Raw genomic sequence first — 8,444 nt, 5'->3', positions numbered from 1 at the left:
CCCGGGCGGGGGGGGGGGGGGGGGGCCCCCCCCCCCCCCCCCCCTTCCCTTATTCGAACTCGAGAATCGCTGCGTCGACCGCCAGGCTGTCGCCGGGCCCGAAATTGGCGGCCTTCACCACCGCGGCCTTCTCGGCGCGCAGGATGTTCTCCATCTTCATGGCTTCCACCACCGCAAGCGGCTGGCCGGCCTCGACCCTGTCGCCGGGCGACACATGGAGCTGGGTAAGCAGGCCCGGCATCGGCGCGAGCAGGAACTTGCTCATGTCCGGCGGCACCTTCTCGATCATGTGATGCCGGAACTGCGCGATGTGCGGCGGGTAGACTTCGACCAGGTGCGAGGCGCCGTGCGCAGTAAGCTTCCAGGCGGCCCCCTTGCGCACCACCCCGGCGCTGAGCGGCGCCCCGTCGATCGTCGCGGAAAGGATCAGATTGTCCGCCTGCCATTCGCCGTCGATCTCGATCGGCTGGCCATCGACGGTGACGTCCTCGTCCACCACGACCGCGAACCGCTCGCCTCCGATCAGTACCACGCGTTCCTCGCCGACATCGACCGGGCCGTTGAGCTGCCCCGAGGTCGCCGCGGCGCGCTCGGCGCGTTCGAGGTCGATCACTGCCGCCAGTGCCGCCAGCTTGCGCTTCAGAGAGTCCGATGCCGGCGCACCGTGGAAGCCCTCGGGATATTCCTCGGCGATGAACCCGGTGGTGATCGCGCCCTCGCGGAAACGCGGATGCTGGACCAGCGCGGAGAGGAAATCTATATTGTGGCCGATGCCGTCGATCCGGAACCGGTCGAGCGCCGCCACCTGCAGGTCCGCCGCCTCGTCGCGGGTCTCGCCCCAGGTAATCAGCTTGGCGATCATCGGGTCGTAGAACATCGAGATCTCGCTGCCCTCGGTCACGCCGTCGTCAACGCGGACATAGCCATGGTCGCCGCGCGTGCCAGGCACGCCATAGGGCGTCTCCTCGCTCGCGGGCGGGCGATAGCGCACCAGCCGGCCGGTGCTCGGCAGGAAGCCCCGATAGGGATCTTCGGCATAGACGCGGTTCTCGATCGCCCAGCCGGTCAGCTTGATGTCGTCCTGGGTGAAGGCCAGCTTCTCGCCATAGGCGACGCGGATCATCTGCTCGACCAGATCGAGCCCGGTCACCGCCTCGGTCACCGGATGCTCGACCTGCAGCCGGGTGTTCATCTCGAGGAAGTAGAAGCCCTGCCCGGTCTTGTCGGCACCCGAGACGATCAGCTCGACCGTGCCGGCGCTGAAATAGCCGACGGCGCGGGACAGAGCGACGGCCTGCTCGCCCATCGCCTTGCGCATTTCGGGCGACACGAACGGCGATGGCGCTTCCTCGACCACCTTCTGGTGGCGCCGCTGGATCGAGCATTCGCGCTCGCCGAGATAGACGATGTTGCCATGCTGGTCGCCCAGCACCTGGATCTCGATATGGCGCGGGCTCTCGATGAACTTCTCGATGAACACGCGGTCGTCGCCGAAGCTCGCCAGGCCCTCACGCTTGGTCGCCTCGAAGCCCTCGCGGACATCGGTTTCGCTCCAGGCAAGCCGCATGCCCTTGCCGCCGCCGCCGGCCGAGGCCTTCATCATCACCGGATAGCCGATCTCGTTCGAGATGCGGACGGCATGCTCGGTATCCTCGATCACCCCGACGAAACCGGGCACGACGTTGACGCCAGCGGCCTTGGCCAGCTTCTTGGACTCGATCTTGTCGCCCATCGCGGCAATGGCATTCGGCGGCGGCCCGACAAAGGCGATCCCCGCCTCGGCGCAAGCCCTGGCGAAGCTCTCGCGCTCGGAGAGGAAGCCATAGCCGGGATGGATGCAATCGGCCCCGGTCTCCTTGGCGGCCAGCAGGATCAGCTCGGCCTTGAGATAGGACTCCGCCGCCGGCGCCGGCCCGAGCCGCACCGCTTCATCCGCCATCAGCACATGCGGGGCACGGGCATCAGCGTCCGAATAGACCGCCACGGTGGCGATCCCCATCTTCTTGGCGGTACGCATGACGCGGCATGCGATCTCGCCCCGATTGGCGACCAGGATCTTCTTGAACATCAGTTATTTGGCTCCACGTATTCACGCAGCTGCTTGGTTCGTTCCTGAGTAAGTTCGGTCAGGCAACCGTTGCGCATAAGCGGCCACATCGATCCGCCGATTTCGCGCGGCCCCGTTGTCGCCGCACAATGCGCATCGCGGAACGTGATCCAGGCACGCTGCGCGACCAGGAGCCTGCCATGCTCCTTCGGATCGCCCAGAACCTCGGTTCCTCCGCGCTTCGCAAACCCCGCTGCCCTGCTCCAGGCCTGGTTCATCGCGATATCCGCGCGCAGGAAGTCCCGGTAGGAACAGATATTCATTTCGGACTGGGTCCTCTGCGTCTCGCAATCGACCCGCCGCACCTTTAGCGATTCCGCAAGCCGGCACTGATCCTGCGCAATGATGCCGACAGCCTTGCCGCAATCCGGCCCTGACGCCACCGCTTGCGCGAGGAAGAGGGCGGCCAGGATCACTCCGCCGCCTCCAGCTCCACCTTCACCTCGGCCTGCATCGGCACCACGCCCAGCCGGGCGAACAGCGCTGAATCCTTGTCGTCGCCGGCATTGCCTGCGGTCAGCAGCTTGTCGCCAGTGAAAATCGAGTTGGCGCCGGCCAGGAAGCACAGCGCCTGGGTCGCGTCGCTCATGCTCTCGCGGCCGGCCGACAGGCGGACCATGCTCTCCGGCATCGTGATCCGCGCCACCGCGATCGTGCGGACGAACTCGATATCGTCGATCTGCGCCAGCGGCGTGTCGGCGAGCATGTTGCCCAGCACCGTGCCCTTGATCGGCACCAGCGCGTTCACCGGCACGCTGCCCGGATGCACCGGCAGCGTCGCCAGCGCATGGATGAAGCCGACCCGGTCCGGCCGGGTCTCGCCCATGCCGACGATGCCGCCGCAGCAGACGTTGATCCCCGCCTCGCGGACATGCTCGAGCGTGTCGAGCCGCTCCTCGAACGTCCGGGTGGTGATCACTTCGGCATAACGCTCGGGCGAGGTGTCGATGTTATGGTTGTAGTAATCGAGCCCGGCATCGGCGAGCATCTGGGCCTGCTTCTCGCTGAGCATGCCCAGCGTCATGCAGGTTTCCATGCCCATCGCGCGGACGCCCTGCACCATCTCGACGATGGCGGGCATGTCGCGATCCTTGGGATTGCGCCAGGCGGCGCCCATGCAGAAGCGCGACGAGCCGTGATCCTTGGCCTGGGCCGCAGCCTGCAGCACCTGGCGCACGTCCATCAGCTTGGTCGCCTTCAGGCCCGTCTCGGCCGAGACCGACTGGCTGCAATAGCCGCAATCCTCCGGGCAGCCGCCGGTCTTGATCGAGAGCAGCGTCGAGAGCTGCACCTCGTTCGGCGCGTGGTTGGCGCGATGGACCTCGGCGGCGCGGAAGACGAGTTCGGTGAACGGCAGGTCGAACAGCGCGGCGATCTCGTCGCGGGTCCAGTCATTACGGGTCATGGTTGCAGGGTCCGGGTAAAAAGATAAACGAACATGCCGACCCCGACGGAAAGCAGCACGGGTGCGGCGATCCGGCAGAGGTTCAGGCTCTTGTGCACTGGCCTGCGCTGGAAGCGCGCGCGGACGATCTCGCCTGCGCCCGAGAAGGACAGCAGCCCCGCCAGCGCAAGCACCAGCAGCACCGCGATGACCGCATTGGGCGGCAGGTTCTTGCCACCGGATACCAGCGCGAGCACGCCGCCCAGCGAGACGATGCACAGCGAGGTCAGGTGCTTGAAATAGTCGTAGAGCAGGGTCTCGCCGTCGCCGGCTTCCACCAACTCCTCATCGATTTCGCTCATTCGGCGGCTTCCTCCACAGGGGGCATATTGTGCCCTAGGAGCCTGAGCACTTCTTCGGCGGCTTTGACAAGGTTGGTGCCCGGCCCGAAGATCGCCTGCACGCCGGCTTCGCGCAGGAACTCATAGTCCTGCGCGGGGATCACTCCGCCCGCGATCACCTTGATGTCCGCCCTGCCCGCATCCTGCAGCTCGCGGATCAGCTCGGGGATCAAAGTCTTGTGGCCCGCGGCGAGGCTGGAGGCACCGACGACATCGACATCGCTCTCGATCGCCAGCGCCGCGGCTTCCTGCGGGGTCTGGAACAGCGGGCCCGGCACCACTTCGAAGCCGAGGTCGCCGAACGCCGAGGAGACGAGGTTCGCGCCCCGGTCATGCCCATCCTGGCCCATCTTGGCGACGAGCATGCGCGGCTTGCGGCCGAGGCGGCGTTCGGTGGCGTTCACGCCATCCTTGAGGCGCTCCCAGGTCACGTCGTCCTGATAGGCACCGCCATAGATGCCCTGCACCGGCGTCGGCTTGGTGGCATAGCGCCCGAAGCCCGCCTCCATCGCCGCGCTGATCTCGCCGAGCGTGGCACGCGCACGCGCTGCCTCGACTGCCAGTGCGAGGAGATTGTCGCTGCCCCGCGCGCCCTCCTGCAGCGCGAACAGCGCCGCCTGGCATGCCGCCTCGTCACGGCTCGCCTTCACCCGCTTGATCCGGGCGATCTGCGCCTCGCGCACGGCATGGTTGTCGACATCGAGAATGTCGATCGGCTCTTCCTCGGCCTTGCGATACTTGTTGACGCCGACGATCACCTGCTCGCCGCGATCGATCCGCGCCGCGGTCGCCGCCGCCGCCTCCTCGATCATCGCCTTGGGCCAGCCGGCCGCCACGGCCTTGGCCATGCCACCCTCGGCTTCGACGCGCTCGATGATCTCCCAGGCCTTGTCGACCAGCTCCTGGGTCAGGCTCTCGATATAGTAGGAGCCACCCAGCGGATCGACGACATTGCACATGCCGGTCTCCTCCTGGATGACCAGCTGGGTGTTGCGCGCGATGCGGGCCGAGAAGTCGGTCGGCAGCGCGATCGCTTCGTCGAGTGCGTTGGTGTGCAGGCTCTGCGTGCCGCCCAGCATCGCCGCCATCGCTTCGATCGTGGTGCGGATGACGTTGTTGTAGGGGTCCTGCTCGGTCAGCGAGACGCCGCTGGTCTGGCAGTGCGTGCGCAGCATCTTGCTCCGCTCGTCCTGCGCCCCCAGCTTCGTCATCACCCGGTGCCAGAGCACACGAGCTGCCCGCAATTTCGATACTTCCATGAAGAAGTTCATACCGATTGCGAAGAAGAAGCTCAGACGCCCTGCAAACTTGTCGATATCCAGCCCGCTGGCGACACCATACTTCACATATTCCATGCCGTCGGCGATGGTGAAGGCGAGCTCCTGCACCTGCGTCGCCCCGGCTTCCTGCATATGATAGCCGGAGATCGAAATGCTGTTGAATTTCGGCATGTTCGCGCTTGTATATGCGAAAATGTCCGAAATGATCCGCATGCTCGGTTCGGGGGGATAGATATAGGTGTTGCGGACCATGAACTCCTTGAGGATGTCGTTCTGGATGGTCCCGTCGAGCAGGCTCCGGTCGACGCCCTGCTCCTCGCCCGCGACGATGAAGAAGGCGAGGATCGGGATCACCGCGCCGTTCATCGTCATGGAAACCGACATCTGATCGAGCGGGATCCCGTCGAACAGGATCTTCATGTCCTCGACACTGTCGATCGCCACGCCCGCCTTGCCGACATCGCCGGTGACGCGCGGATGGTCGCTGTCATAGCCACGGTGGGTGGCGAGATCGAAGGCGACGCTCAGCCCCTTCTGCCCCGCCGCAAGGTTGCGGCGGTAAAAGGCATTGGATTCCTCCGCGGTCGAGAAGCCGGCATATTGGCGGATCGTCCAGGGCCGCCCGGCATACATCGACGCACGCACGCCGCGCGTGAACGGCGCGAAGCCCGGCAGGCCGGGATCGATCCCGGCCACGTCCTCGGCCGTATAGAGCGGCTTGACCTCGATCCCTTCTGGCGTGTGCCAGGTCAGGTCGCGGCCCTTCACTTCCTTCGAAGCGGCGGCAGACCATTGGTCGAGTGTCGGTTTGTCGGTCAAACTCCTTCTCCCCTTGTGGGAGAAGGAAGGGGCCCGCTGATGCAATCAGCGGGAAGGATGAGGGGGACGTAGGGAGACACAGCCCCCTCACCCTTCCGCGACTGCGTCGCTCCCTCCCTCTCCCACAAGGGGAGAGGGAATACAGGATCAATGATCACGCGGCGTCTCCATGATCTCGGTCAGCACCCCGCCCATGTCCCTGGGGTGGACGAAGAAGATCGGCGTGCCATGCGCGCCGATGCGCGGCTCGCCGAGCACCTTGGCGCCCTTCGCCTCGAACCAGGCCTTGGCTTCGTGGATGTCGGGCACCTCGTAGCAGAGGTGATGCTGCCCACCCGCCGGGTTCTTGGCGAGGAAGCCGTGGATAGGCGAGCCTTCGCCCAGTGGCTCGATCAGCTCGATCTGGCTGTTCGGCGTATCGACGAAGCAAACCTTCACCCCCTGCGCCGGCAGGTCGAACGGTTCGCGGATCACCTCCGCGCCCATCACGTCGCGGTAGAAGGCGATCGACGCTTCGATCGAAGGCGTCGCAACGCCGACATGGTTGAGGCGGCCGAGTTTCATCCGACTATCTTCCAATTCACGGCCGAGAGGCCGAAGCCCAAAATCCCCAGTCCGACGCAACCGACGAAAAATGGCCAGATCGTCGCCGCCCAATAGAATATCGGGCTGTCCGCACGCCGAATTGCCTTCCAGCCGAGGTTTCCACTCGCAACACCCGTTCGCAGCGCGCGGATGCCCTGCCGAAAGGCAAAAACCACGAAGCCAAGGATAAGGCACGTCCAGACAACGATGAAGATCATCGCGACCTCCTACAGCGGGATATTGTCGTGCTTCTTCCAAGGGTTCTCGAGCTGCTTGTTGCGCAGCTTCCGAAGCCCCAGGGCGATCCGCCGGCGCGTCGAATGCGGCAGGATCACTTCGTCCACGAAACCCTTCGATGCCGCAACGAACGGATTGGCGAAGCGTGCCTCATATTCGGCGGTCCGCTCGGCGATCTCCTCCGGCGTACGCCCACGGAAGATGATCTCCACGGCACCCTTGGCGCCCATCACCGCGATCTCGGCAGTCGGCCAGGCATAGTTGAGGTCGCCGCGCAGATGCTTCGAGGCCATCACGTCATAGGCGCCGCCATAGGCCTTGCGCGTGATGACGGTGATCTTGGGCACTGTCGCCTCGGCATAGGCATAGAGCAGCTTGGCGCCGTGCTTGATGATGCCGCTATGCTCCTGGCCGACACCCGGCAGGAAGCCCGGCACATCGACAAAGGTCACGATCGGGATCTCGAACGCGTCGCAGAAGCGCACGAACCGCGCCGCCTTCTTCGACGAATTGATGTCCAGGCACCCGGCCAGCACCATCGGCTGGTTGGCGACCACGCCCACCGTGCGCCCCTCGATCCGGCCGAAGCCGATCAGGATATTGCCGGCATGGCTAGGCTGCAGCTCGAAGAACTCGCCCTCGTCGAGCGTCTTCTTGATGAGCTCGTGCATGTCGTACGGCTGGTTCGCGCTCGGCGGGATCAGGCTGTCGAGGCTGGGCTCGAGGCGATCCCAGGGATCGTCGCTCGGCCGCTCGGGCACCTCTTCGCGGTTCGAGGCGGGAAGGAAGTCCACGAAGTCGCGGGCCGCGAGCAGCGCCTCGATGTCGTTATCGAAGGCCACGTCGGCGACCCCCGACTTCGTGGTATGCGTCACCGCACCACCCAGTTCCTCCTGCGTGACGATCTCGTTTGTAACGGTCTTCACTACATCTGGGCCGGTGACGAACATGTACGATGAATCCTTCACCATGAAGATGAAGTCGGTCATCGCGGGGGAGTAGACCGCGCCGCCGGCGCACGGGCCCATGATCAGGCTCAGCTGCGGCACCACGCCCGATGCCAGCACGTTGCGCTGGAACACCTCGGCATAGCCACCGAGCGACGCGACACCCTCCTGGATGCGTGCGCCGCCGCTGTCGTTGAGCCCGATCACGGGCGCGCCGACCTTCATCGCCATATCCATGATCTTGCAGATCTTCTGCGCGTGACGTTCGCTGAGCGAACCGCCGAACACGGTGAAGTCCTGGCTGAACACGAAGACGAGGCGGCCGTTGATCGTGCCCGATCCGGTAACGACGCCGTCACCAGGGACGATCTGGTCCTGCATGCCGAAGTCGACGCAGTTGTGCTCGACATACATGTCGAGTTCTTCGAACGATCCCTGGTCGAGCAGCACTTCGATCCGCTCACGCGCGGTGAGCTTGCCCTTGGCGTGCTGCGCGTCGATCCGCTTCTGCCCACCGCCCAGGCGGGCGGCAGCGCGGCGGCGTTCCAGTTCCTCGATCGTCGACGACATGCGGTTCCCCTTGGAATTGGCTGCCTCTGCATCGGGACATGCGTCCTTCGCAAATGCAATGTTGCAAAGTTGTATCGTGCGGGTTTGCAGATATACTGCGGACATGCGCAGATC

General features: G+C 65.1%; 8 protein-coding genes. All 8 read right to left on the bottom strand.

Annotated features, from left to right (window positions below; translation table 11 throughout):
- Window positions 1–49: 49 nt before the first annotated feature.
- Entirely contained in the window at window positions 50–2,068 is a 2,019-nt protein-coding gene (locus AAHM44_RS14200) for an acetyl/propionyl/methylcrotonyl-CoA carboxylase subunit alpha (protein WP_342250393.1), read from the bottom strand.
- The gene (locus AAHM44_RS14195) at window positions 2,068–2,523 is read right to left on the bottom strand and encodes a lysozyme inhibitor LprI family protein (protein ID WP_342250392.1); all 456 of its coding nucleotides are present in this window, start codon (window positions 2,521–2,523) and stop codon (window positions 2,068–2,070) included. The genes AAHM44_RS14200 and AAHM44_RS14195 overlap by 1 nt, the downstream gene beginning before the upstream one ends.
- Entirely contained in the window at window positions 2,520–3,512 is a 993-nt protein-coding gene (bioB, locus tag AAHM44_RS14190) for a biotin synthase BioB (protein ID WP_269575111.1), read from the bottom strand. The genes AAHM44_RS14195 and bioB overlap by 4 nt, the downstream gene beginning before the upstream one ends.
- Entirely contained in the window at window positions 3,509–3,853 is a 345-nt protein-coding gene (locus AAHM44_RS14185) for a hypothetical protein (RefSeq protein ID WP_342250391.1), read from the bottom strand. The genes bioB and AAHM44_RS14185 overlap by 4 nt, the downstream gene beginning before the upstream one ends.
- A complete protein-coding gene (scpA, locus tag AAHM44_RS14180; protein ID WP_342250390.1) occupies window positions 3,850–5,991 on the bottom strand; it encodes a methylmalonyl-CoA mutase in 2,142 nt (713 codons plus the stop codon). Before scpA ends, AAHM44_RS14185 begins: the two co-directional genes overlap by 4 nt.
- 147 nt (window positions 5,992–6,138) lie before the next feature.
- The gene (mce, locus tag AAHM44_RS14175; protein WP_342250389.1) at window positions 6,139–6,555 is read right to left on the bottom strand and encodes a methylmalonyl-CoA epimerase; all 417 of its coding nucleotides are present in this window, start codon (window positions 6,553–6,555) and stop codon (window positions 6,139–6,141) included.
- Window positions 6,552–6,794, bottom strand: coding sequence for a hypothetical protein (locus tag AAHM44_RS14170; RefSeq protein WP_342250388.1), 243 nt, complete (start codon window positions 6,792–6,794; stop codon window positions 6,552–6,554). Before AAHM44_RS14170 ends, mce begins: the two co-directional genes overlap by 4 nt.
- Window positions 6,795–6,803: 9 nt before the next feature.
- Window positions 6,804–8,330 (bottom strand): acyl-CoA carboxylase subunit beta, encoded by a 1,527-nt coding sequence (locus AAHM44_RS14165; protein WP_342250387.1) that lies wholly within the window; start codon window positions 8,328–8,330, stop codon window positions 6,804–6,806.
- Window positions 8,331–8,444: the final 114 nt, after the last annotated feature.

The organism is Sphingomonas sp. OTU376 (genome assembly GCF_038440415.1).
GTDB classification, from domain to species: Bacteria; Pseudomonadota; Alphaproteobacteria; order Sphingomonadales; family Sphingomonadaceae; genus Sphingomonas; species Sphingomonas kyeonggiensis_A.
The sequence above is the reverse complement of the archived record's forward strand: the minus strand, read 5'-3'. Positions and strand labels throughout refer to the sequence as shown.